This window comes from Haemophilus sp. THUN1692 (assembly GCF_059704395.1).
The window spans coordinates 109,756-135,123 of record NZ_AP046579.1 but is presented as its reverse complement, the minus strand read 5'-3'; the positions used below and the strand labels follow the sequence as shown (position 1 = coordinate 135,123).

Below are 25,368 nucleotides of genomic sequence, written 5' to 3'. Positions count from 1 at the left end.
TTTTTAACCGCACTTTTATCTTCTGAAATTATCGTTTAAACATTCCGCCTAAACCGCCAAGACCACCTCCTAAGCCTCTTCCCATTAAGCCTTGCATTCCACGCATCATTTTAGCCATACCGCCTTTACGCATTTTCTTCATCATGCGTTGCATTTCGTCGAATTGTTTAAGTAATTTATTAACATCTTGCACTTGAGTGCCAGAACCTAATGCAATACGACGACGGCGAGATCCTTTGATAATATCTGGGTTGGCTCGTTCTTTTAAGGTCATGGAGTTAATGATTGCTTCCATTTTGACAAACATTTTGTCATCTACTTGATTTTTAACGTGATCAGGCAAATTTTTTGCACCCGGTAATTTCTCAAGCATAGACATCATGCCGCCCATTTTTTTCATTTCAATAAGCTGCTCACGGAAATCATCTAAAGTGAAATCATCGCCTTTCTTGAATTTTTGCGCCATTTTTTCGGCTTTTTCACGATCAACAGAACGTTCAAGATCTTCGATAAGGGAAAGCACATCGCCCATGCCCAAAATACGGGAAGCGACACGGTCTGGATGGAACGGCTCAAGCGCTTCCGTTTTCTCACCCACACCCAAGAATTTAATTGGTTTACCTGTGATTTGACGAATCGATAACGCCGCACCACCACGCGCATCACCGTCCACTTTCGTCAAAATAACCCCTGTAAGCGGCAATGTTTCATTAAAGGCTTTTGCCGTATTGGCGGCATCTTGACCAGTCATCGCATCAACAGTGAAAAGGGTTTCGATTGGATTTAACGCTGCATGGACTTGCTTGATTTCGTCCATCATTTCTGTATCAACGTGTAGGCGACCCGCCGTATCCACAATCAACACATCATAGAATTTCAGTTTAGCATCAGCAAGTGCCGCTTTAGCAATATCAACTGGGTTTTGTTTAACATCCGATGGGAAAAAATCCACGCCAACGGATTGAGCCAAGGTTTCAAGTTGCTTAATCGCAGCAGGGCGATATACGTCGGCAGACACCACTAACACTTTCTTTTTATGGCGTTCACGCAAGAATTTTGCTAATTTACCTACGCTGGTGGTTTTACCCGCACCTTGTAAACCCGCCATTAAGATAACCGCTGGTGGTTGGGTTGCAAGGTTTAAACTCTCATTCGCTTCGCCCATGGCTTTTTCAAGCTCACGCTGAACGATTTTTAAGAACTCTTGCCCTGGCGTTAAGCTTTTATTGACTTCTTCCCCAAGCGCGCTTTCTTTTACTTTTGCGATAAATTCACGCACCACAGGTAAAGCAACATCAGCTTCAAGTAATGCCATACGCACTTCGCGCAAGGTTTCTTTAATATTATCTTCCGTTAAACGACCTTTTCCTGTGATATTACGTAAAGTTTTGGAAAGGCGATCCGATAAATTCTCAAACATGGTTAACAATCCTGTTTTTCTTAAAAAATTGCGCTGATTATACCGAAATTTAGGCGTTTTTCATCATTTCAAATGAAAATGGCTTTTTGAGTAAGCAATTTCATAAAGAAAGCATAGGAGATAAGGAAAAAGAATGATTATTTAGCCAATTTCGGGTATCATCCTACCCACTCTTGGCTATTTGAGTAGCCATTTGATTTAGCAAAATCAAATAACAGGTAAAAAGTGCGGTGAAAAATGACCGCACTTTTTGTTGATTAACGAACAAAAGGATTTTCCCTTGGACAGTATTCCCCTTAGTACTTTATTTATTATTCTCATTATCTGTTTAGTGTTATCTGCATATTTTTCTGGCTCAGAAACTGGGCTACTCTCTCTCAATAAATATCGTCTTCGTTTTCTATCTGAACAAGGCAATAAAGGCGCCCAAAAAGCAGAAAAACTGCTAGAAAAGCCAGATACCTTGTTAAGCTTTATTCTTATTTTTAATAACCTTGTGAATATCAGCGCATCGGCGATTGCGACCATGATTGGTATGCGTTTATACGGTGATGCAGGCGTAGCGATTGCAACGGGGTTACTCACTTTCGTGATGCTTGTCTTTTCTGAAATTTTCCCTAAAACGGTGGCTGCAATGCATGCGGAAAAAGTCAGTTTTGTGTCCAGCCATATTTTGACGGTATTACTTAAAATCTTCTACCCGCTAGTTTGGTTGATGAATATTTTTACCAAATCATTAATGCATTTGGTGGGATTAAAACCCGATATGCAAAAACAAGTAATTAGCCGTGAGGAACTTCGCAGTATCGTATCAGAAGCGGGTGAAGCCACACCTGATGAACAACATCCACAAATGTTGCTTTCTATTTTAGATATGGAAACCGTCACCGTTGATGACATTATGGTTCCGCGCAACGAAATCGGCGGCATTGATATTGATGATGACTGGAAAGCCATTATGCGCCAGCTCAATCACGCAGCACACAACCGCGTGGTGCTTTACAAAGGCAGCCTTGATGAACAAGTGCTTGGCATTTTGCGCGTGCGTGAAGCATTCCGCTTACTACTTGAAAAAAATGAATTTACCAAAGAAACCTTAATTCGTGCTACGGATGAAGTGTATTTCATTCCTGAAAGCACGCCATTAAAAACGCAACTTGCTAACTTCCGTGCAAATAAAGAACGCATTGGCTTAGTGGTGGACGAATACGGTGATATTAAAGGTCTTGTAACTTTGGAAGATATTTTGGAAGAAATCGTTGGTGATTTTACCACTTCCACTGCCCCAAGTATTGACGAAGAAGTAACTCAACAATCTGATGGTTCCATGATTATTGATGGCTCTGCCAACCTACGCGATCTCAACAAAATGTTTAACTGGGAATTGGATACAGAAGATGCCCGTACATTTAATGGTTTAATCCTAGAACACTTAGAAGAAATTCCCGATGAAGGCACGGTTTGCGAAATTGATGGCTTGCAAATTACCATTCTTGAAGTGGGCGATAATATGATTAAACAAGCGAAAGTCGTCAAACTTTAATCATAAAAACTCAGACAAATTGAACCGCACTTAGAGTTAAATATCTCTCAAAGTGCGGTTTGTTTTTAAAAGTTTTTCTCAAATTTCAATACCACTTCATTCTGTTTATAGCGATATAACATTTCTACGTTACTCCGATGATTTGTATGAATAAAATTGACACTAGGCAAAATATTGTAAAATTTGAATTTAGGAATGGCAAATGTAAACAAATATTTTTGTTCATTGTCTTTTCTTGTTTTTCCTAAAAGTGCATTATAATCTTGATAATCTATTTTTCTAAAAATACCTTGCGCAGTAATATCAATTCCGCTTTCAAAACTTTTATTAATACCTATTCTTACCCCCTTTCTAGCATATTGATCAATTTTTGATTCTGTTGAAAACTTTTTCGCATAATCCAATCCACCAAATAAAATCCAATCATTTGGTAAGCGATAAACTAAAGTAGAAAAGAAAGAGAACATTTTTCCATCTTGATAAGATAAATTACGATCTTGATATTTTTCCCATTTATATTCTGTTTGCAAAGAAAAGTATAAATTCGGATTAAAAATCTTTGAATAAGAAATATTAAACCCTTTTCTTTCGCTATACCAATGATGATAGGCTCTTGTTTTTTCAATTAAAGGATAAAGATCTAATTGATTTTTTTGATCTTTAAAACGGTATCCTAATCCAAGTGATATATTATGTTCCGTAAATTCTGATTTTTTAGGGTAAAACTCACCATAAGCTAATCCTTTAAAAATAATGCCTTGATTATTTAATATTTCAGTATATTTATTTAATACAGCTTCATAACTAAATCCCGTGCTTTTTTGAATAGTTGGTCTAGTTCGTGTAAATTCTAATGTACCAAGATAAGAATTTTCGACAATTTCTTTACTAGTTTCATTGCCAGATTGATTTAAATTAGAATTATAAATTGTGCCAAAAGAAAGGGAACCTTGCCACGATTGGCGATAATCAAGTTGTGATAAATATTGGTTTACTCGTGCCATTACATTTGGTTGTTGTGGCAATGCTATCTGATTAAAAAGAATTTTAGATTGATTGTTTTGCCAGTTTAGAAAATAGAGTTTAGCTAAATCTAATTTTCCGCGTGTGAAATCGGGTTCTTGTTGAACAAGTTGCTCGTAAAGTTGAATGGCTTTTTTGGTATTTCCTTGATTAAATGCAATATTCGCTTCTGCAAATAAAATCATTCCTTGTTCTGCTTGTGGAAATTGTTTATAACGGATTAATAAATGTTGAATATCATTCGTTTGTTTGTGATTAATTGCGAGAAAAAGAGCGGTCATTATTTCTTCTATATTATTACTCACCTCAAATTCTTGGTTGTTTATTGTTAATGTAGTAAAGAATTTATCTTGTTGAATAAATTGTTGTTCTTGTCGTTGTTGATTTAATTGAGATTGTTGCTGTAAGCGGAAATCTTTTTCTTGATTTTCGGCAAATACCAAGAAAGGAATAAAAAGAAAAATAAAAGGGAATTTCGACATAAAACATCCTGTTTACAGTAAGGCTTGCTTTCGCAAGCCTTTTGTTTATTAAACTTAATTTTTAGTACCGCCAAAGGCTGTATTGTATTCAGGTTTTGAAGCAAAGGTTGCCATACCTGCTAAGCCTTCAGCTTTCGCACCATAGAAACGACCTTCTGATTTACCAGTTACTCCTTCAGCTTTAGCTATTCCTTCAAAAGTTGCATTTGTTTTATCAATTTTACTCTCAATAGAAAGAGATAAATTAGGTTTGCTTAAATAACCACTAATACTAGCTCTTTCAAAATCAACATCAAATGTCCCCTTCATTAATCGACTATTAAAGTTTCCGTACTTATTAATACCTTCCACTGTATAAGTGGCTTTACCACTTGGTAAGGTTTTTGTTGGATCTGAACCAGCATAATAAACACTGACATTTTTAGCCGCACTTGTTGCTGCATCTACATTTTCCCATTCACCATAGTAAGTATCTTGATTTCCCACTTGCTTAAAGGATAAACGACCTAATCCACGATGATCCGGCATAATAAGTGTTAGATTTGGCATTTTATTCATTTTAGCCACAATTACACCATTTTTATCTTTTTTCGCTACCCCTGTAAGGTGTGAAATCCATTTATCGGCACGTTCTGCCATTTTTTCAAAAGATTGTCCTTTATTATTTGCTGTTTTACTTAAGGCAGCTGGATCATTAGGAATACGACTGTCATATATCTCAACGCCAGACTTTCCATCTTTTTCTCCCGCCTTGATTTTTATATATCGAGTTTGATTTGTATCAGTTGATGCATTTCCCACTACTTGTGCTTGCGCAACGCTTACTACACCACATACTACCGCTGCTAAAATTGTCTTATTAATTACAGACATAGTTTTTCTCCTACTTGAGATGTTGATATAAATGAAATTCTTTTGAATTTCACGGTTTAGAAATAATTAAAATCTTGCGGTCATACCTAATTTTATAGTTCTTCCTGGAGCTGGCATTGTTGAACGAGTAATAGGGTCAAGATAATATCGATCAGTTAAATTTGTTCCAACTAATTCAATTGTGAAATTATCATTCACTCGATAATTAATATAAGCATCAACAACTAATACTGGATTCCAGCGATTAGTTTCTCCACTTGCCCACGTAATTCCTGCTTTTCTTAATGACTTAGCACGAGTATCCTTTACTTGAGAATGATATAACCAGCGTGATCCAAGTTCTAATTTTTCATCTAAAAAACGTAATCCTAAATTAGCTGTAATTGAATATTTTGGCAGTATAGTATTCTTTAAATACCCACTTCCATTTCCTCCATTAACACAATAAGGTATTTTTTTAGAGACTCCTTGATTTTCATGATAATTAAATATTTCAAAACTATTATCACAAAATTTATTTTTTAAATTATAAACTACGCCTAAAGTTGCGAATAAATTGCCTTGATCGTAGCGAGATTGAAATTCTATTCCTGACAAAATTCGCTTATCAAACTGTTGCAAAGTATAATTTGAATCTCTATCAAAAATATTTTTTGTCAAATTATGAAAATAGTTTAAACGAACATCAGCACGTCTAGCGTTAGGTAGAAAACCTTTTAAATCATGGACATATCCAATTTCAATATTTTTACTATGCTCAGGTTTTCTTTTATATAATGGAGTAATTGCATCAAGAGAATATCCTATAGTATCCTCAAAAATACTTGGCATACGTTTTGTTTCAGTATAGCGGGTATATAAACGAATATTATCTGTAATAAATGCAGTTATTCCAAAAGATGGAGACCAAGCGTGAGCTGTACGTTGTGCCTTTTTCATTTTTTCCCATTGCTCTAGTGTAGGTGTAATCTTGTTAATTTCTGAATTTACTCTTTTAATAACTTTTTCCATTTTTCCTGTATATGCGTTATATTGCTCTTCAGTTAATTTATCTTGAATCAATTGTTTAGCCTCTTGATTACTTTCTAAATCAAATTTACCATACGCATTTCTCTTTATAGAAAAGGTTTCTTTCTTTTCTTTATTATTATCTATAATATCTAATATCATTGGATCAACATTAACATCTTTAGGCTCCTCAGGTTTCGTTATATTATTTTCCTTTAGTTTATTTTCAACATATTCTTTTTCTTTTTTATGATAAATCTTATAATCCTCATCATATTTTTCATTAAGGGGAAATTCACCTGTATCAGGATCAATCTCACAGGTTCCATCATCTTCAAGTAAACAATATTTAGGATCCTTATCATTTGGTTGATTTGGTCGATACTCCTTAGTAAATTCGTATTCTTTTTTATTATAATATTCGAGAGCTTTATTATATTCTTCTTTTGATTTTTTATATTTATTATACTCATCAACCATTTCTTGTGTTATTTTATGTCTCTTTACTACTTCTAATAATATCTCTCCGCCATATTTCACATCTCCTCTCATCTTATCCTGTAATAACTTAATTAATCCATCATCTCGAGATTTATAATGAGTATATTTTGCTCCAGCATCTAAAATTAACCAATCTACTGGGTTATACTGAAAATTAAATCCTATATTTAATTCTTTTCGTTTCCCCATCCGTTCTCCACTAATATAGTTATCAATGCTATTACAATAAATTTGACTATGCTCCTTTGAACCATTTCCAAACCCACCTTCCCCAGCATTACAAAGTTTTTTTACATCCCCCAATTTTTGGGCATAAACATTAGTTGAATTTAAATCTTCCCATTTATAAGCTGCCATCACATCTAAATTTAATTTTTTATGCAACTCAAAACGGTTACTGGCATTTACACCATAATGGTTATCTTTCGCCCATTGCGCTTGGGCTTCTTGGGTATTAAATAAGCCATAAAGATTTGGCGTTTTTGTATTAGATGTATAATATTTTCTCCATGCTTCTTGTACTTTTTTCATATACTCAGATACTGCGCGTAAATAATTTTCATTGTAGCAGGCTTCTCCTGGGTAGCAGGGGGCAGGCTTACCACCAATATTCAAACCTTTACCATTAAAATCGTTGTCCCTTGCTAAGACATCAGCTGGGGAAGCACCAGAAGTATTGGTTTTTGCTTTGTTAAACACCGCATAAGCACCAAAAGCAAAATTAATCCAGCGGTTATTTTGTGGGTTGTATTCAAAGTGAGTATCCACGGCGGTTTGTTTTACATTGGCAAGTGGCCATTGCAACACCGTGCCTTGTTGGTAACCAGTTTGCCATAAACGTGAAGGCATAATTTCACCGTAAATCATATCGCTATGACGCACGCCGAATTTTAGTTTGGTCTCATCATTAAATTTGAATGTAGCTTTACCTAAATAAGATTTGGATTCAAAAGAAGTATTCGGCACTTCTTTTTTCGGTGTGTAAACGGTAGCAATCCAAGGAATATAAGGATCATCAGTAGTGTAATTTGAACCGAAGTTATGGATTTTGTCATAGTCCCAAATTGTCATCCCCTCACCATAATTATGCCCACCTTTTGAACCCGCAAAATAATTTCCTTTATTGCGATAAGCATAAGCAACTAAGCCTTCAAAATGCTCATCTTTTGTTGCGATGGCTAAGCGATAGGCATTGTCATTAAAGAATTTATTGCGACCTTGAGATCGTGCAGGATATCGATCCGACGTTTTAAAATATGCTGCATATTCTCCCGCAGTTACATCTTCTGGATGTTCTAAACTCCGGTAATCGACACCAATAGGAATAGGATAACCACGTTGCTTAATAGAATTATTAGCTGTTTCAGCTTTAAATTCGATACCAAATTTTTCACCTTTTTTAATAATGTCATCAGGTTCTAATGTGGTAAGACGAATTGTACCCGCTGCGCCACTATCTAAAGTGCGGTTCAAATTTGGGCCTTTTTCAACAGTAACACCGCTAATTAAAAATGGATCAAGATAGTTACGGTTGCTCACCCCCGCAAAACCACGCCAAACAGTGATCGCTTGTTCTGTGCCATCAACTAAAACAGGAATTCGACCTTGTCCCTGTACCCCACGAATATTAGGATCCAACGCACCGCTATTGCGTGCATCACCACTATATACACCCGTTGTGCCTGTCAATAAATCCGCTACAGAATGACCTTTGTAAGTTTCAATTTCTTTCTTGCTTTTATATTCGGTTACTTGGTTTTCTGAAAACATTTTATCTTTACCTGCTTCGGCTTTACTTTCAGAAGTACCCAAAACAGAGATCGTATCAAGCTGATTTATTTGTGGGGAAGCATAGATACTTTGATGAATAAGCAAGGTGAGAGGACATAGCATAAAGGAAAATTTATGTTTCATTTTTCGAATCTCCTTATCAAACGATAAAAATTATCAATTAAGAATAATCCTATTTTTTCATATAATCAAAGAAAAATTATTTATTTTGTGATCGATATAACAAAATTTTTCACTAAAAAATTTTTGACTTAAATCATAAGTGCGGTTCTTTTTTTTGGGAATTTTTCAGAAAACATTTTTATAATTCTTTCTAGGTATATTTTGATAGAAGAAGAAAGATATGGAACACGAATATCAACGGGCGGTGACTCGCGTGTGCGTACAAACGGCACTGCTCTTGTTACAACATGGGGCAGAAAGTACTGTGGTGGTACAAATGGCGCAGCGTTTAGGCATCGCACTTGGCGTAGAAAGTGTAGAATGTGCGCTTACGGCAAATGCGGTGGTGCTGACGACCTTATCAGATAATCATTGCATTACCACCGCACGAAAAAATACAGATAAAGGCATTAATATGCAAATGGTCACTGATGTTCAGCGCATTGTGATTGCCGTTGAACATCATCTGTATGACTTAGAAATCGCACAAAGAAAACTGGATCAATTAAAACCGCTTAAATACAACCGATGGTTAGTTGTATTCATGATAGGCTTATCTTGTGCGGCGTTCGCCCATTTATCTGGCGGAGACTGGGTGATTTGTGGCATCACCTTTATGGCGGCAGCCATTGCAATGTTTGTGCGACAAGAATTTTCTAAACGGCACTATAATCCCCTTATCGTCTTTTCCATCACCTCTTTTGTCGCCTCACTGATTTCTGGCGTGAGCTTGAAATATAACTTAGGTAATGATCCTCAAATTGCCTTGGCATCTAGTGTGTTATTACTTGTGCCAGGGTTTCCTCTGATTAATTCTTTGGCTGATATATTAAAAGGTTATGTCAATATGGGATTAGGCCGTTGGACAATTGCCACTATTCTCACTTTTGGCGCATGTCTTGGTATTGTATTCGCGTTAAGCGTATTACATATCACAACTTGGGGGCATTAAAATGTTATTAGATATAACAATATTTATATTGAAATTATTCGATGATATGTTATTTGCCGCAATTCCAGCTGTGGGCTTTGCTTTAGTATTTAATGTTCCGCCCAAGGCCTTAAAATATTGCGCAATTTTAGCCGCACTTGGGCATGTGACACGCACATTATTACTGCATATTAATATGCCTATTGTATTTGCCACATTCTTTGCCACTTGCGTGATTGGATTTTTAGGCGTGCATCTTTCCCATCGTTATTTAGCCCATCCCAAAGCCTTTACCGTTGCCGCAATTATCCCGATGATTCCCGGTGTTCATGCTTATAAAGCAATGATTTCAATGGTACAAATTCACCATTTCGGCTTTTCCGATGCTTTATTTGAACAAATGATTAGTTCCTTTATTAATACCAGTTTTATCCTAGGCGCAATAGTATTTGGATTGGCTTTACCGGGCTTATTGTTTTATCGACAAAAACCGGTGGTGTAACCTAAAACAGTGCAACAAAAAAACCGGCATCAGCCGGTTTTTTTACTATTCTTGTGATTTTTTCTTGAGATATTCATAAAGCTCATCTTTAATCCGTAATTTTTCTTTTTTCAAAGCCTCAATTTCCATATGAGTGGCGAGCTGAATGTTTTCCTGCATATTCTTAATTTCATGATCTAATTCGTTATGCTTTTCAAAAAGACGATCGAAATAAGCATCATTACTTTTAAGTTTGGTGATTAATTCTCGGTATTCGGGAAACATAGCGTTGCTCCTATAGTGGTTTTAACTGGTTTCAGTTTACTACATTCGCCCCAAATAAACAGAAGACGATCTTAAAAATTTGACAACGATCACAAAAATTTATTTCTTGCAAACAGCCCTTTATTCTTTTGCTTTTTTATTTCTTCCAGCACATAAAATCAGCATAGCTAACAAACTAAGAATAATTCCAAAGCCAGCACCAATACCCGTTGAGATAACATAAGGTTTCTCTGCCATCACAAGATTAGGCTGTTGAACAAAATGAAATGCCACCAAATTATTATCTAAGGGTTGAACAGATTGCATCATTTTCAATTTGTTTTCCCAAGAAACGTCAATTTTAGCGTCGGCAGCATTTTTCACTTGTTCAAATAAAAATTTCCATTTTGTAATCAATTCATTATTTAATGTCTGAGTACAGTGTATTTTTCTTTATTTTCAGAATCTTGCTTTTCCTTCAGCTTTTAACTGGTTTATTTCAACAACGTGCGATAGAATAAAACCGTTTTCATTTCAACGAAAAAAGCAAGGAAATACCATGATCGATCCAAATTTACTCCGTAATAATTTAGCGGAAGTCGCAGAAAAATTAAAAGTAAAACGTAACTTTATTCTTGATACAGAAAAACTCACCTCATTAGAAGAACAACGCAAGAACTTACAAGTCACCACAGAAAACTTACAAGCTGAACGTAATACTCGCTCCAAAGCCATTGGTGCAGCCAAAGCGCGTGGTGAAGATATCGCGCCATTATTGGCTGAAGTGGATAATATGGGTAACCAATTGACTGAAGCAAAAGTACAATTAGATGCGGTACTTGCAGAAATCAATCAAATTGCATTAAGTATTCCAAATCTACCAGCAGACGAAGTGCCATTAGGCAAAGATGACACCGAAAATAAAGAAATCTTACGTTGGGGCACTCCGCGTTCATTTGATTTTGAAGTGAAAGATCATGTCACTTTGGGTGAAGAAACAAATGGCTTAGATTTTGCCGCAGGGGCTAAATTAGCGGGTGCTCGTTTCGCTGTGATGAAAGGTCAAATCGCAAAAATGCACCGTGCATTAGCACAATTTATGCTAGATCTTCACACTGAACAACATGGCTATTTAGAAACCTATGTGCCTTATTTAGTAAATCACGCAACACTTTATGGAACAGGTCAATTACCAAAATTCGGTGAAGATTTATTCCATACTTTAGCCTTAGAAGGCGAACAACCTTACGCATTAATTCCAACTGCAGAAGTGCCAGTCACTAATTTAGTGCGTGACGTGATTATTGATGAAGCAGAATTACCAATAAAAATGACCGCACATACGCCATGTTTCCGTTCAGAAGCAGGTTCTTACGGTCGTGATACTCGCGGTTTAATTCGTATGCACCAATTTGATAAAGTGGAAATGGTACAAATCGTTGATCCAGATAAATCAATGGAAGCACTCGAAGAATTAACTGGTCATGCGGAAAAAGTATTGCAATTATTAAATCTTCCGTATCGTAAAGTTCTACTTTGCACAGGCGATATGGGCTTTGGCTCTTGCAAAACTTACGACTTAGAAGTTTGGGTACCAGCACAAAATACTTATCGCGAAATTTCTTCTTGCTCAAATATGTGGGATTTCCAAGCTCGCCGTATGCAAGCACGTTGTAAAGCAAAAGGGGATAAGAAAACCCGCTTAGTGCACACCTTAAATGGTTCTGGCTTAGCTGTTGGTCGTACTTTAGTGGCTGTGCTTGAAAACTATCAAAATGCAGATGGTTCAATCACCGTGCCAGAAGTACTGCGTACATATATGGGCGGATTAGACGTTATCGGAAAATAATCCTTCTATAAAATAAAAAAGCGTGGATTTTCAAATTTCCACGCTTTTTTATTAAGCTATTTCAACGACGACGTCAGATTCTAATTTAGAGTTTAATTTACCCACTTCATATAAATCAATCCCCGCTTCTTTGGCTATTTCAATGACCGTTTGAACGCTATTAGGCTCAACTGCCACTAATAAACCGCCAGATGTTTGAGGATCGCACAAAATCGCTTTTTGTTCTTCCGTTAATAAACCCACTTTATGCCCATAACTTTCAAAATTACGCCCTGTTCCACCCGAGACGCAACCTTGAGCAATATAATCTTTTACGCCGTCCAAGGTTTTAATTTTGTCCGCAAAAACTACCGCACTTAGATTTGAACCTTCACAGATTTCAATTAAATGACCAAGTAAACCAAATCCTGTGACATCCGTCATTGCTGTTACGCCATCCACTTGGGAAAATTGGCTGCCAATGTAATTCATTTGGAACATAGCGGCAGTAGCTAAACCTTGATGTTCTGGTTTTAGTTTTCCTTTTTTCTCCGCCGTCGTCAAAATACCGATACCAAGCGGTTTCGTCATATAAAGCTTACAACCTGATTTTGCAGACGCATTACGTTTAACTTTTTCAGTGTCAATCACGCCTGTCACCGCTAAACCAAAAATAGGTTCGGGTGAATCAATGGAATGTCCACCCGCCAAAGCAATACCCGCTTGATGGCAAGCAAAACGACCGCCATCAACAATTTTCTGTGCAACTTCTGCAGGTAATACATTAGTTGGAAAACCTAAAATAGCGATTCCCATAATCGGCTTACCGCCCATAGCAAAAATATCACTGATGGCATTGGTTGCGGCAATTCGTCCAAAATCAAAAGGATCATCTACAATCGGCATGAAAAAGTCTGTGGTACTGATAATTGCAGTTCCATTACCAAGATCATACACCGCTGCATCGTCTGCGGTTTCATTGCCAACGAGCAAATTTGGATCATAAAATTTTTCCAGTTCTGAATGTAAAATTGTCCCTAACACCTTAGGCGAAATTTTACAGCCTCAACCTGCACCATGGCTGTATTGCGTCAGCCGAATTTTTTCTTCCATTTCTTATTTACCTTGTTGAATATTCGTTTTCGAGAATCTGCTCTTATATTTACCTGACATATTATAAGACCTTCTATTATATTTTATCCAAAATAAAATAGGGAGGATAACCTCCCTACCTAAAATTGGGTTACTTTATTTAACGATTATTGGTGCCCAAGCAAATCCAAATGCAACACCAGCTATAACACCTAATAATGCAGGCAACATAAATGGATGATTTAAAATATATTTACCAACTCTAGTAGTTCCTGTCGTATCCATTTCCATAGCTGCCAATGAAGTAGGATAAGTTGGTAAAAGAAAAATACCAGTAACTGCAACGAAAGATCCTAAAATAGCCCAATTAGGTACTCCTAGTGCAACTGCAAGAGGTATAATTAATGGGGTTGTAGAACCTTGGGAGTATAATAGTGCACAAGTAAAAAACAATACTGGTGCAAGTAGCATTGGATATGTATGTAATACATCTCCTGCAATTTCTTTAATATTTCCTAAATGAGCGTCAACAAATGTAATACCTAATGTAACGATCCCCAAAATAACTGCTACGGAGCTCATTCCTGATCTAAATGTTGAATTTGTAACAACGGCTTCGGGTTTCGTTTTACTTGTTACTAGCATCAAACAAGCCGAAGTGAGCATTACTACAACGATAATATCTCTTGTTCCCATAGCTTTACCACTTTCATACACAGGTCTTAAAGACGGTAGTGTTGCAAATAATACAATAACAACTGTAGCCAATAAGAAAATTAGTACTGAAATCTTAGCTGATTTAGGTGTATCACTTGTTTTATATTCTGTCTTAGAAACTAATCCATCTTGTAAATGTTGTAAATACACAGGATCATCTTTTAACTCACAACCTTGTTTAGAAGCTACAAATGCAGCTACCATTGAAGCCACAAAAGATACAGGTAAACAAACGGCCATAACTTGGAAAAATGTAACAGAATTATTTTCCATAATAGTGATCATTGCTGCCATTGCTGCACTAATTGGTGAGCCTGCAACAGCTAACTGAGATGATACAACCGCTCCAGATAAAACTCTGGATGGTCTAATTCCAGATTCTTTTGCAACTTCAGCAATGACAGGTAATGTAGAAAAAACAATAAATCCAGTACCTGCAAAAATGGTCATTAACCAAGTAATCATTGGCGCAATAAAATTTATATGTTTGGGATTTTTACGCATTAATCTTTCTGCGTAATTAACTAAGAATGCCATTCCCCCTGTAGCTTGCAATGTTGCTGCTGAAAGAGATACAGACATTATGATCAAAATAACATCTATTGGAACAGATCCTATTGGTAGTCTTAAGCCCAACGTTAAGATAGCAAGTCCAAGACCACCAAATAAACCAATGGCAATACCTCCAAATCTAAGGCCAAGTACAATAGAGGCTAGAACAACAAAAATTTCAACCCAGACCATAGTCATCTCCTTAATCAATGAGTTTGATACCAACGAATAGCAGCTCTAACTAATGCTGCTGTAGAATCCTCATAAAGTGTAGGTTGCTCTCTCATTGCATTTTTTAGGATCAATGGGATTTCCGTACACCCTAGAATAATTACTTCTGCACCGTAACGAATAAGTTCATCACGTTGTATTAACATTAATTCTTCAGCTTTTTGAATCTCTCCGCTCTTATATAAATAAATACTTTCCATGACCGATTTTTGATGTTCTTCATTGGGAAGAAGACAAATTAATCCATATTTTTCTAATGTTTTCTGATATAACTTTGTTGCTAAAGTAGCATCAGTAGCAAGAATACCAATCTTTGTTTTACCCATTTGTAGAACTTCATTAATTGTTGAATCAATAATATTTAACATATCAACATGACATTTCTCTTTTAGTTCATCATACCAATAATGCGCAGTATTACAGGCAATTAGGATACATTTAGCACCCGCATTTTCTAACCCATAAATGCGTTCCTCCATTGCAAGTAGTGGTGATTCTCCTCCACGCAAAATGGAAGTTGTACGATCGGGAATATCAGGAATAGACGAAATAACAAGAGGAATATGTTCTTGATCACAATGAGCTGGTGTAAATTGAATAAATTTCTGAAACATATCTGCCGTTGCTGCTGGCCCCATTCCACCTAAAATACCAATAATGTTCTTCATAAGAAAAATTCTCCTATTTATCTTTGGGTTATTTATTTTTAACAAAATCTAATGAAATAAGAGAAATGCAACAAATCGCACACCAATGCAAATATTGCATAGCATAAATTATACATATTACAAATGTGCAAAATAATGATTTAAATCAATACGATAAAAAACAAAAAGTGATAAGCTATTACATATTTAAGAATAAGGTATGCAAAATTAACATAGGAAGAAATAATAAATGAAAAATATTGAAACAAAATGGTTGGAAGATTTTTTAATACTGGAAGATACACGCAATTTTTCACAGGCAGCAGAACATAGAAATTTATCGCAATCAGCTTTTAGCCGGAGAATAATTTCTCTTGAAGAATCTATTGGTGTAAAACTCTTCGATAGATCCTCTGTCCCACTTCAACTTACAGAAGAAGGAAAATTATTTCATTCGCAAGCTAGAAACCTTTTAAAACAGTTACAGTATAATCTTGATGAATTATTAGGGCAGAATACACAAAAAAAACCGAATATAACTTTTGCAGCTGCGCATTCCCTATCTTTATCTGTAATGCCAAAGTTAATTCATGATATTGGTCAATCACATCAGAAATTTATTTATTCCGTTGAAGCAATTGATGTTGATCAAACAGTAAAAACTTTGGTTGAAGGAAAAAGTGATTTTATTTTTTCATTTTATGATGATCTATTACGTCAAGAACCTTTTTTATCAAAAGAAATATTAGAATCAAATCTATATCCTGTAAGTGCATTAAATAAAGATAAAGAACCTGAATTTTCTTTTTCTAAAGAAGAGACCCCATTACTTAATTATACAAAAAATTCTTATATGGGAAGATTGGTAAATAGAAAACTAAATCTCTACTCACATCTTAATTTTAGAACGATTTTTGTTTCTTCTATGAGTGAGTTATTAAAAAATATGGTTTTAAACAAGCAAGGAGTAGCTTGGTTACCAGAGTACTCAATAAAAGAGGAACTAAGGCAGAATAAACTAGTTATTCTTGATGATAATGAACTGATTATTCCAATAAAGGCATATATCTATCGAATAAATACAAGATTAAATATGTATGCCGAGCAATTTTGGGAATCTCTAGATAATAGAAAATAATCTAATCGTAAAGATCTTCGCCATCTTTCCTTGTACGCAATAATTGCAAAATCCAAACATATTGCTCTAGTGCTGGCGTAACAAAAGATTCTATTTCTTCGTTCATTGCTCGGGCTGATTGTTCAGGATCATCACTTAAATTCATTGCAGGGTGAATTTCCATTTCATATTTTCCCGTTTCAGCGTTATAACGAGGAAACATTGGAATGACAACGGCTTTAGAAAGTTTTGCCATTTTATTTAATCCTGGCAATGTCGCTTTATAAGTCCCAAAGAAATCAACAAATACGCTTAGCTCCGTACCAAAATCTTCATCTGGTAAGTAATAACCCATTTCGCCTTTACGAACATGATTTAAAAAAGGTTTAATGCCATTTTGGCGAGCATGCATTTTACCGCCGAAACGTTGGCGTGTAATCGTCCAAAGCCAATCCACCAATGGATTACGGTGTGGATTGTACATAGAAGTCATTGGCATGCCTTGAGTATGCAAAATAATGCCCGATGCATCAATCGCCCAGCCATGTGGCACCATAAGAATAATATTCTTGCCTTCAGCTTTTGCCTGTTCGATATGTTCAAGACCGATAAATTCGCTACGTTTTTGCAAATGTTTCTTTGAACGGATGGCAATCTCACCAATACCAAACATAACTTGTGCAACAACCGCAAACATTTTATCAATGACTTGCTCACGTTGTTGTTCAGTCCAATGAGGGAAACAATATTGCAAATTAGTTTGTGCGCGCGTACGCTGTTTCTTTGCTTTATGCCCAATCCAAATACCTAATTTTCCCGCCAATTTATCGCGTAGACGAAAAGGCACAAATGCTAACAACAATAAAAAGAAAATACCGAGCCAAATTCCCCAATATTGAGGCTTTAAATACGACCATGAAAAGTGCGCTTCATAGCCCACTCTCGCCGTCAAACGTAAATTTTGTTGATTATCCGACATAATAAAATGAAATTAATTTTAACCGCACTTTTACGAGCTTTCCGAATTAAAAATGAAACCAACCCTGATCGTAAACCATTTTAGCTGTCATCATGAAAGATATAATAACAACCATTGGGCGAATCAAGATTTTACCTTTCGTCATCACCATTTTGGCACCTAAGTTTGCGCCTAAAATGCTCCCAGCCATCATCACGAAACCCACTTTCCAAAGAATTTGCCCGCCAAATAAGAAAAATATAAAAGCAGCGAAGTTAGAAGTAAAATTCATCACTTTGGCATGCGCCGTTGCTTTCTGAAGATTAAAACCTAGCAAAGTGACGCAAGCTAAACTCATAATTGACCCAGCACCAGGACCAAAGAAACCATCATAAAAACCTAAAAATGGGCTAACTAAAAGACCAAATAACAGATAACTTAATCGTTGTTTCCGATCTTCATCACCTAATTTAGGGGTAAATAAAAAATATAGACCAATGGCTAAAATCAGAAAAGGCAGAATTTTTTTGAAAATCGCCACGTCAATTGATTGAATCAATAATGTACCTAGGGCAGAACCTAAGAAAACCCAAATCAAAATAAACCAAATATCGCGTAAATTGACCGCTCTTTTTCGCAGAAAATAAAAGCTTGCAGATAATGCCCCTCCCACTGCTTGCAATTTGTTGGTGCCTAACGCCATTGCTGGTGGCATACCTGTCATAAGCAACGCTGGAATGGTGATTAATCCACCACCGCCAGCAATTGCATCGATAAATGATGCGACAAAACCAACACAAAATAATATTGCTAAAAGATCAATTCCGATATCCATATTGATTTACCTTAATTCTATTCTAACCATTCACTCCGATTCGGTGAGTTCAAAATTTGTTGGCACAAAAACGGTTCTGGTGGTGCAACTTTAGGTTTACTCACTGAAGTGCCTGGTTTTGGCGGCTCAAACCAAGAATATAATTCGTCTCCACAACCATCACCGGGAGGAACGGGGGCTTGATTTTCACAATAAGACGCATCAGCTGGGCAAGTTAAACGAACATGAAAATGAGAATCGTGACCATACCAAGGACGAACTTTGTGTAACCAACCGCGATCATTGCCAGCGGTTTGGCATAATTTTACCTTAATCGCAGGATTAACAAAAATACGCGTCACACTTGGATCTTGCGCGGCTAATTTGATTAACGTCGCATGATTGCTATTCCACACGCGCTCATCTACTCGTTGTGCCTTTCTATCTACAACTAATAAACCTTTACCATCAGAATTCAGTGCATCGGCATCTGACATTTCGCCCATTCTTAACCAAATATCCGCATCTAATCCCATCTGATGGCTAGCATGGCCAGTTAAAAATCGTCCGCCACCTGGCATGGCAATATCTCCCACTAACATCGTTGGCAACCCAGAAGCTTTAGCGCGTTGTCCCAAACGTTCAAGATACTGAATCATATTTGGATGGCCATAATAGCGATTGCGATTCATACGAATTACTTGGTAACCTTCCCCTTTCGGCGGTAATGCTTGTGCTCCAATAATACACCCGTTGGTATAACTTCCAATAGGTTTTGCTTTCCCATCGTCACTTGGAATAGGACGTTTCACTTTTTGCCAATCGAGAGGAGATGCAACAACGTTCAGAGAGAAAAGTGCGGTAAAAATTATGGTTGTTTTTAATAAAATTTTATTCATTCTAAGGTTTTACCTTGAGTAAGCATATCCTCAGTCTTACCGTGGGTAAGTATATCCTAGGTTTTGCTATGGGTAAGTATACCCACGGTTAGAAAAATAGTTCCCCTTTGGGGAACTTTACACCCTATCCCAAAGGGGTAATATCAAACTAACCTAGGGTACACTTACCCTAGGTTCAGTCCTATTGAAGAACTATCCATTTACCCTAAAGAATTAACCTAGAGTATACTACCCTAGGTACAGGATTATTTACACTGTGCCTTAAAACATAATAGATGATCTAATAAGACAATTGCCATCATGGCTTCTGCGATGGGTACAGCTCGAATCCCCACACAAGGATCGTGTCGACCTTTTGTTACAACTTCTACGGATTCACCATTAAGATTGATTGAACGGCCAGGTATCGTAATACTTGAAGTCGGTTTTAGCGCAATCGTGGCGATAATCGGTTGACCAGAACTAATTCCCCCTAAAATGCCACCGGCATGATTGCTTTCAAATCCATCGGGGGTCATTTCATCACGATGTTCGCTTCCACGTTGTTCAACCACTGCAAAACCATCGCCAATTTCGACGCCTTTTACTGCATTAATTCCCATTAATGCATGGGCAAGAGCCGCATCTAAACGGTCAAATACTGGCTCACCTAATCCGACTGGAACATTTTCTGCAATAACGGTAAGTTTTGCGCCAATAGAATCCCCTTCTTTTTTAAGTTCACGGATCAATTCATCGAATTTTTCTACCGCACTTTCATCAGGACAAAAGAATGGATTGCTGTTTACCTTTTCCCAATCAATGTCTCCGATGGTCTGCGGCGCAATTTTCACATGACCGATTTGACTTAAAAAACCGCGGACTTCAATACCAAAATGTTCGCGTAAATATTTTTTTGCAATCGCTCCCGCTGCCACTCGCATCACTGTTTCACGTGCTGACGAACGCCCACTGCCACGATAATCACGGATTCCATACTTTTGCTGATAGGTAAAATCTGCATGACCAGGGCGAAAACGATCTTTAATCTCGCCATAATCTTGCGAACGCTGATCACCATTTTTAATGATCATTCCAATACTTGTGCCTGTGGTTTTTCCTTCAAACACACCAGATAAAATTTGAACTTCATCGTTTTCACGGCGCGGCGTGGTATATCGAGATGTCCCGGGTTTACGACGATCTAAATCTGGCTGAATATCGTTCTCTGATAATTCAAGATTTGGCGGTACCCCATCAACGATACAGCCTAATGCAATACCATGTGACTCCCCAAAAGTTGTCACACGAAAAAGTTGTCCGATTGTGTTACCAGCCATAATTTCTCACTTATTTTTTTACTTCAATAAAAGGCATTTCTTCGCCAGTATCATTATTTTTGATAAAAACATCAAGTTGGTTAAATGCAATATCAATATTGTTTTCTGCAAAGAGCTCATTAATACGGCGATTAAGTGCATCAATCGTATTTGTACGTTCAGCAAGTTGAGCAACATAAACGCGCAATTCGTGATCCAAGGTGCTGGCACCAAAACTCAAGAAATAGGCTCTTGGTTCAGGATCCTTTAATACTGTTGTCTGCTCATTTGCGGCTTGTAGCAATAATTTCTTCACTAATTCAAGATTAGAACCATAAGCGACACCAACATTGATCACTAAACGCGTCATAGTGTTAGAAAGTGCCCAGTTAATTACCTGCCCTGTTACAAAAGATTTATTTGGCACAATCACTTCTTTACGATCAAAATCAATCAACGTAATTGCACGAATACGAATTTTTGCAACGGTCCCGCTCACGCCATTAATTGTAACGGTATCGCCTACTCGAATTGGGCGTTCAAATAACAAAATAATACCAGAAACAAAGTTAGCAAAAATCTCTTGCATACCAAAACCAAGGCCAACAGAAAGTGCGGCGAATAACCATTGTAATTTTGACCAAGACATACCCAAGGTTGCAAATGCCCACGCGCCACCAATAGCGATAAAAATATAAATGAGCAACGTCGTAATGGTATAGGGCGTACCTTGTGAAAGATTCACGCGAGAGAAAATCAATACTTCTAAAATACCCGAAATGTTACGTACCAATACATAAGTAATCCCTACGATAACTAAGGCAACAAGAAGATTAAATAAAGTAATGCTTTCTGTCACTGTACCTGCTTCAGTAGTTGTTGTTTGCTGCCATAAGGTCACTTCACGCAAATAACTTGCCACCGTGACAAGATCTGACCAAACGTAATAGAAAATTCCAATCAACGCAGTCCAAATAAAGAGATCAGCAAAACGTAATAATTGACTACGCACTTCATTTAACGCTAAACCTTCTTCTTTTTCATTCAGAACAACAACATCATCGGATGTCGAACCATCATTAAAGCCTGCTTGTTTTTGACGGAGTTTTTCTTCTAAACGACGATGAGCCAAGCGACGAGAAGATACAGTAATACCACGATAAATAACTTGACGAATTAACCACCACACACACCATGCGATATAAGAATTAATCAGATGCTGTATTAAATTCAACGCAGTGTAATAGTATCCCAATGCGACTAATAGCACTAAGCCAACAGGAATAATCTGTAAACCAAATTGAACAATTTTGACGATAATGTGGTTATGGTTTTTTTTCTCATCTTCGTAAGAACGTAGCACATTCTTGAAACGTGGGGCGATGATAATAATGCAAAACAGCAATGAAACAATCGTATTTACTTGTCCAATCACATCATTTGCTAAACCATAATCAGTTACGTTACTAAATACTGATGTATTCAGTAATAAAACAACTGCTACAACAATACGTTTAATTACACTTTGAAAACGCACCGCACTTTGTTGAGAAAATTCAAAGTGGCGGACAAAAACCCCATTCGGGCGGAATAAAGAAAGCCAAAACGTGAAGAACCACCAATAGCCCGCCATACTAAACGACCAATCCCAAAACTCAGTTGGATTTTTCATAAAGAAGAGACCAAGCATTTGACAAATGGCTAAAAACCATAAAGTTCCAGAAAGCGTTAAAAATGCAGTAAGCAATAAAGCTTGTGGAGTATTCCACTGATTACCATATTTTAATCGGTTAATTTCGCCGTTAATTTTTGACAGATGTTGTTTGATGCGATCTTTAAATTTAAAAATAGCGCCACCCACGACAAACAAGCCCAAGCAATACATCAATAAGTAAGGCAAGTTACTGTAATTTGTTGGTAAACCAATTTTTTTTACAATGCCATCAACTTGCGCCATAAATGCTCGAGGCAATTCAGCAAACCAATCTAAATTGATCGGATTATTACTCTTAACCCAGAAACTTTGTTGCTCCAATTTTGATTGAATTTGATCACTAATTTGAGTAATTTGTTGCTGAGTAAGCTCTAAAGAAATGGCTAAATTAAGTTGATTATTCAATGATTTAATTAAGTCAGAACTCATTTTACGACGCTCAGTCAATAAATTAGTTAATTGTATTTTTTCGGTGTTAGTAAATTTTTCACCTTCATCTGATTCGACTTTAGCAATATACGCGTCTAAATCATAAAGCTCATTACGTTTTTGAGTAATATCGAAAATTTGAACACGCAAATCCGCAATTTGTTTTGATAAACCTTGAATATTTAAGTTCGTCGGTAATTTTTGTTTTTGTTGCTGGATAATACGAGAAAGCACCAACGTACCTTGTAATGCGCTAATTTGCTCCTCGATGGTATGTTGAGTTTGAGTTAAGCTATCAAACACATTACGCATTCTTAAATCATCTTGCGTCAAGATGTTCGTCTTTTCCGTTTGTTGCAACAAATATTGACTCAACTCTGCATTACGTGCCAATTCTTTCTGAATATAAGCATTTTTCGCACTATTTTGTTGCTGTTGCTGAACTTGTTCGACTTGGTTTTGAGTTTGCGCCAAGTTTTTCTGATTAATCACTTCTTGGATCGCCACAATTTGTTGTTGTAGCCGTTGCAAACGAGCATTCAACAAATCATAACGGCTTTGATAAAGCAATGTCAGCTGATCGCTATTTTTCAATAAATCTTGGTTGTAAGCGTTTTTTAAATCAATCAACTGTAATTCTATTTGATTTTTTTGACGTAAAGTTTTTGTAAGATTGCTATCGGCTAATTGTTGATTAATTTCTTGTGTGCGTTTCAAATTCTCAGTAAGACTGGTTTGTGCACGCTCAGATACAGAACTTTGCCCCGCTAATTGAATATTCACTTTACTTAATGCAGTTTGGGTTTCCTGCTGTTGAACATTAAGTTTGCTTAATGTAGCCTGTAAATCTGCTAAATTTTGAGCTTGATAATCGACTGATTTAGATTGTTCTAACTGCTTCTTAAACGCCAATAAATCTGCATTATTTTTCTTAATTTCACTATCAGCATGGGCTAAAACATCATGTAAATCTTCATTATTTTTTTGTTGAGTTTGAATGAGTTGCAATAAATCTAAAGAGGTTTGCAATTCATTAATAAGCGCAGTTTTTACATCACCGTCAGCCATTTTTTGTGCATCGGCTAAATCAGTAGTGAGTTCTTGCTCCGTAGGTAATAATATTTTGCTTTTGTTTGCAGCAAATGTTGGATGCACCGTCGCCCAACCAATTAAAGCTGTAGCTAAAAGTGCGGTAAAAAAACGTGATGTTTTCATAAGTTACCTGTATTTTTTATTGTTCGTTTATTTGTTTTGCTAACCAATCGGCAAGCACTTTACGTGATATTTTTATTGCGCCAGCAGATAAATCTACTGGTAATTCATAATAAGCTATTGGCTGTTTAAAGCGAGCCAATTTATCTTGTAAAAATTCAGTGAGTTTTTCGACCGCACTTTGATTAAAGGGTTCATTCAAAGCAACAATCGCAACTGGGCGATAGCCAAATTCATGATCGGCTTTGGGCAAAACAAAAACTTGTTTCACCATAGCATTTTTCAGCATCACTTGCTCTATTTCTTCTGGCTGAATATTTTCACCGCCAGAAATAAACATATTATCAAGTCGTCCGATAATAACCAGCTCGCCCTCTTGCAAAATACCTTTATCTTTTGTCTGAAGCCAGCCGTCGCTATTCGTTAATGGAAAAATTTGTCGTTTTTTCCAATATCCCATCGCCAAACCAGCGCCTTTTAGCCAAACTTCATCATTCACCAAACGATATTCTCGACCTAATAACGGTTGCCCTACGCCTTGTTTTTCATCAGATTGTTTAGCAAAAACCGTAGACGCCATTTCCGTCATGCCGTAGCCAGAATAAGTTTCGATGCCATATTTCACCATTTTCTGAGTAAGTTCTGTCGGAATATGCGCACCGCCCAGTAAAATATGACGCGTAGAAAATGAAATACTCGGATTTTCCTGTAAATAATCTAATAAACGCTGTAATTGCGTTGGCACAAGAGAAACGTGAGTCGCCTCCAATAATGAAGCATAAAAATCCGTTTTCGGAAAATGCAATTCAGCGCCACAACTCAACCAACGCCAAACAATACCTTGTCCTGAAACATGATATAACGGCAAGGAAAGTAACCAAGAATGTTCGCTATCAAACTTCATCAATTCGCATACGCCCTTCGCATTATCTAAATGTGCTTTAACATTATGCACTACCGCTTTTGGCAAACCTGTCGAGCCAGACGTGAGCGTCATTGTAGCTGGGCGAAAGAAATCAGCTTTTTGTATAACTACATCAGCTTTTGGAAAATCCCTCAAATCTTCATCAGAAAAACAAAAATCGATGTGATGAACATTACACAATTCTGTAATTTTTTCTTGAGGAAACGCAGGGTTAATACCTAGAATTTTTGCATCCAGTTGGATTGTAGCAAGATATAAAAATAAAATGTTCTCTGTATTTTTTCCAACAAAAGCAACCGCACTTTCTGGATTTACACCTTTATTTAGTAAGAAGGAAACGGTTTGATTCACTTTCTCGGCTACTTGCGCCCAATTAAAAATATCGCCCTGTGCAGTGCGCAAGGCGATTTTATGAGAAAACTTAGGGTGGATAGCAAAGGCTTGCCAAGGATACAT

The 25,368-nt window shown here is 36.7% G+C and carries 20 protein-coding genes; 5 read left to right on the top strand and 15 right to left on the bottom strand.

Annotation, left to right across the window (positions count from 1 at the left end; genetic code table 11):
* Nucleotides 1-28: 28 nt before the first annotated feature.
* Complete coding sequence (gene ffh / locus AC6H0A_RS00655; protein ID WP_005639528.1) at nt 29-1,420, bottom strand: signal recognition particle protein; 1,392 nt, start codon at nt 1,418-1,420, stop codon at nt 29-31.
* Between the two features lie 280 nt (nt 1,421-1,700).
* Between ffh and AC6H0A_RS00650 the strand changes: the two genes are divergently transcribed.
* Entirely contained in the window at nt 1,701-2,963 is a 1,263-nt protein-coding gene (locus tag AC6H0A_RS00650; protein WP_044232004.1) for an HlyC/CorC family transporter, read from the top strand.
* A 65-nt stretch (nt 2,964-3,028) separates the two neighbouring features.
* On the opposite strand, the gene AC6H0A_RS00645 is transcribed toward AC6H0A_RS00650, so the two are convergent.
* The 3 genes from AC6H0A_RS00645 to AC6H0A_RS00635 form a co-directional block, all read right to left on the bottom strand.
* On the bottom strand, nt 3,029-4,468 hold the full coding sequence (locus AC6H0A_RS00645; RefSeq protein WP_005639524.1) for a porin family protein: 1,440 nt from the start codon (nt 4,466-4,468) through the stop codon (nt 3,029-3,031).
* A gap of 54 nt (nt 4,469-4,522) precedes the next feature.
* Nucleotides 4,523-5,341 (bottom strand): hemophilin, encoded by an 819-nt coding sequence (locus tag AC6H0A_RS00640; protein WP_005639522.1) that lies wholly within the window; start codon nt 5,339-5,341, stop codon nt 4,523-4,525.
* A 66-nt stretch (nt 5,342-5,407) separates the two neighbouring features.
* Complete coding sequence (locus AC6H0A_RS00635; RefSeq protein ID WP_005639520.1) at nt 5,408-8,764, bottom strand: TonB-dependent receptor domain-containing protein; 3,357 nt, start codon at nt 8,762-8,764, stop codon at nt 5,408-5,410.
* 220 nt (nt 8,765-8,984) lie between these two features.
* Between AC6H0A_RS00635 and AC6H0A_RS00630 the strand changes: the two genes are divergently transcribed.
* Both AC6H0A_RS00630 and AC6H0A_RS00625 read left to right on the top strand, forming a co-directional pair.
* Nucleotides 8,985-9,755 (top strand): threonine/serine exporter family protein, encoded by a 771-nt coding sequence (locus tag AC6H0A_RS00630; protein ID WP_005639517.1) that lies wholly within the window; start codon nt 8,985-8,987, stop codon nt 9,753-9,755.
* Nucleotide 9,756: 1 nt separating this feature from the next.
* The gene (locus tag AC6H0A_RS00625) at nt 9,757-10,236 is read left to right on the top strand and encodes a threonine/serine exporter family protein (RefSeq protein WP_005639515.1); all 480 of its coding nucleotides are present in this window, start codon (nt 9,757-9,759) and stop codon (nt 10,234-10,236) included.
* A gap of 45 nt (nt 10,237-10,281) precedes the next feature.
* Here the strand turns inward: AC6H0A_RS00625 and AC6H0A_RS00620 are convergent, their stop codons facing one another.
* Both AC6H0A_RS00620 and AC6H0A_RS00615 read right to left on the bottom strand, forming a co-directional pair.
* Complete coding sequence (locus tag AC6H0A_RS00620) at nt 10,282-10,500, bottom strand: HP1242/YdcH family protein (RefSeq protein ID WP_005628252.1); 219 nt, start codon at nt 10,498-10,500, stop codon at nt 10,282-10,284.
* Between the two features lie 120 nt (nt 10,501-10,620).
* Nucleotides 10,621-10,896: a hypothetical protein gene (locus AC6H0A_RS00615; RefSeq protein WP_253181218.1), complete on the bottom strand. Its 276-nt coding sequence runs from the start codon at nt 10,894-10,896 to the stop codon at nt 10,621-10,623.
* 142 nt (nt 10,897-11,038) lie between these two features.
* Between AC6H0A_RS00615 and serS the strand changes: the two genes are divergently transcribed.
* Complete coding sequence (gene serS, locus AC6H0A_RS00610) at nt 11,039-12,328, top strand: serine--tRNA ligase (RefSeq protein ID WP_179230885.1); 1,290 nt, start codon at nt 11,039-11,041, stop codon at nt 12,326-12,328.
* A 51-nt stretch (nt 12,329-12,379) separates the two neighbouring features.
* On the opposite strand, the gene selD is transcribed toward serS, so the two are convergent.
* The 3 genes from selD to cuyB all read right to left on the bottom strand — a co-directional run bounded on the left by selD (nt 12,380) and on the right by cuyB (nt 15,567).
* Nucleotides 12,380-13,420 (bottom strand): selenide, water dikinase SelD, encoded by a 1,041-nt coding sequence (gene selD, locus AC6H0A_RS00605; protein ID WP_080567370.1) that lies wholly within the window; start codon nt 13,418-13,420, stop codon nt 12,380-12,382.
* A 135-nt stretch (nt 13,421-13,555) separates the two neighbouring features.
* On the bottom strand, nt 13,556-14,860 hold the full coding sequence (locus AC6H0A_RS00600; protein WP_005639508.1) for an anaerobic C4-dicarboxylate transporter: 1,305 nt from the start codon (nt 14,858-14,860) through the stop codon (nt 13,556-13,558).
* Between the two features lie 14 nt (nt 14,861-14,874).
* Nucleotides 14,875-15,567, bottom strand: a complete 693-nt coding sequence (gene cuyB, locus AC6H0A_RS00595; protein ID WP_005639506.1) for a cysteate racemase — start codon at nt 15,565-15,567, stop codon at nt 14,875-14,877.
* 229 nt (nt 15,568-15,796) lie between these two features.
* Between cuyB and hypT the strand changes: the two genes are divergently transcribed.
* Nucleotides 15,797-16,684 carry a hypochlorite stress DNA-binding transcriptional regulator HypT gene (hypT, locus tag AC6H0A_RS00590; protein ID WP_005639504.1) on the top strand — a complete coding sequence of 296 codons (888 nt, stop codon included), beginning with the start codon at nt 15,797-15,799 and terminating at the stop codon, nt 16,682-16,684.
* A 1-nt stretch (nt 16,685) separates the two neighbouring features.
* Here hypT and lpxM read toward each other — a convergent pair whose 3' ends face one another.
* From lpxM to menE, 6 genes are all read right to left on the bottom strand, one after another.
* Nucleotides 16,686-17,642, bottom strand: coding sequence for a lauroyl-Kdo(2)-lipid IV(A) myristoyltransferase (lpxM, locus tag AC6H0A_RS00585; RefSeq protein ID WP_005639502.1), 957 nt, complete (start codon nt 17,640-17,642; stop codon nt 16,686-16,688).
* Nucleotides 17,643-17,688: 46 nt separating this feature from the next.
* Entirely contained in the window at nt 17,689-18,456 is a 768-nt protein-coding gene (locus tag AC6H0A_RS00580; RefSeq protein ID WP_005639500.1) for a TSUP family transporter, read from the bottom strand.
* Nucleotides 18,457-18,473: 17 nt separating this feature from the next.
* Nucleotides 18,474-19,334 carry a penicillin-insensitive murein endopeptidase gene (gene mepA, locus AC6H0A_RS00575; protein ID WP_005639498.1) on the bottom strand — a complete coding sequence of 287 codons (861 nt, stop codon included), beginning with the start codon at nt 19,332-19,334 and terminating at the stop codon, nt 18,474-18,476.
* Between the two features lie 245 nt (nt 19,335-19,579).
* Nucleotides 19,580-20,653, bottom strand: coding sequence for a chorismate synthase (gene aroC, locus AC6H0A_RS00570; protein WP_497512219.1), 1,074 nt, complete (start codon nt 20,651-20,653; stop codon nt 19,580-19,582).
* Nucleotides 20,654-20,663: 10 nt separating this feature from the next.
* Nucleotides 20,664-23,990, bottom strand: a complete 3,327-nt coding sequence (gene mscK, locus AC6H0A_RS00565) for a mechanosensitive channel MscK (protein WP_005639494.1) — start codon at nt 23,988-23,990, stop codon at nt 20,664-20,666.
* 16 nt (nt 23,991-24,006) lie between these two features.
* Nucleotides 24,007-25,368: an o-succinylbenzoate--CoA ligase gene (gene menE, locus AC6H0A_RS00560; protein ID WP_044232033.1), complete on the bottom strand. Its 1,362-nt coding sequence runs from the start codon at nt 25,366-25,368 to the stop codon at nt 24,007-24,009.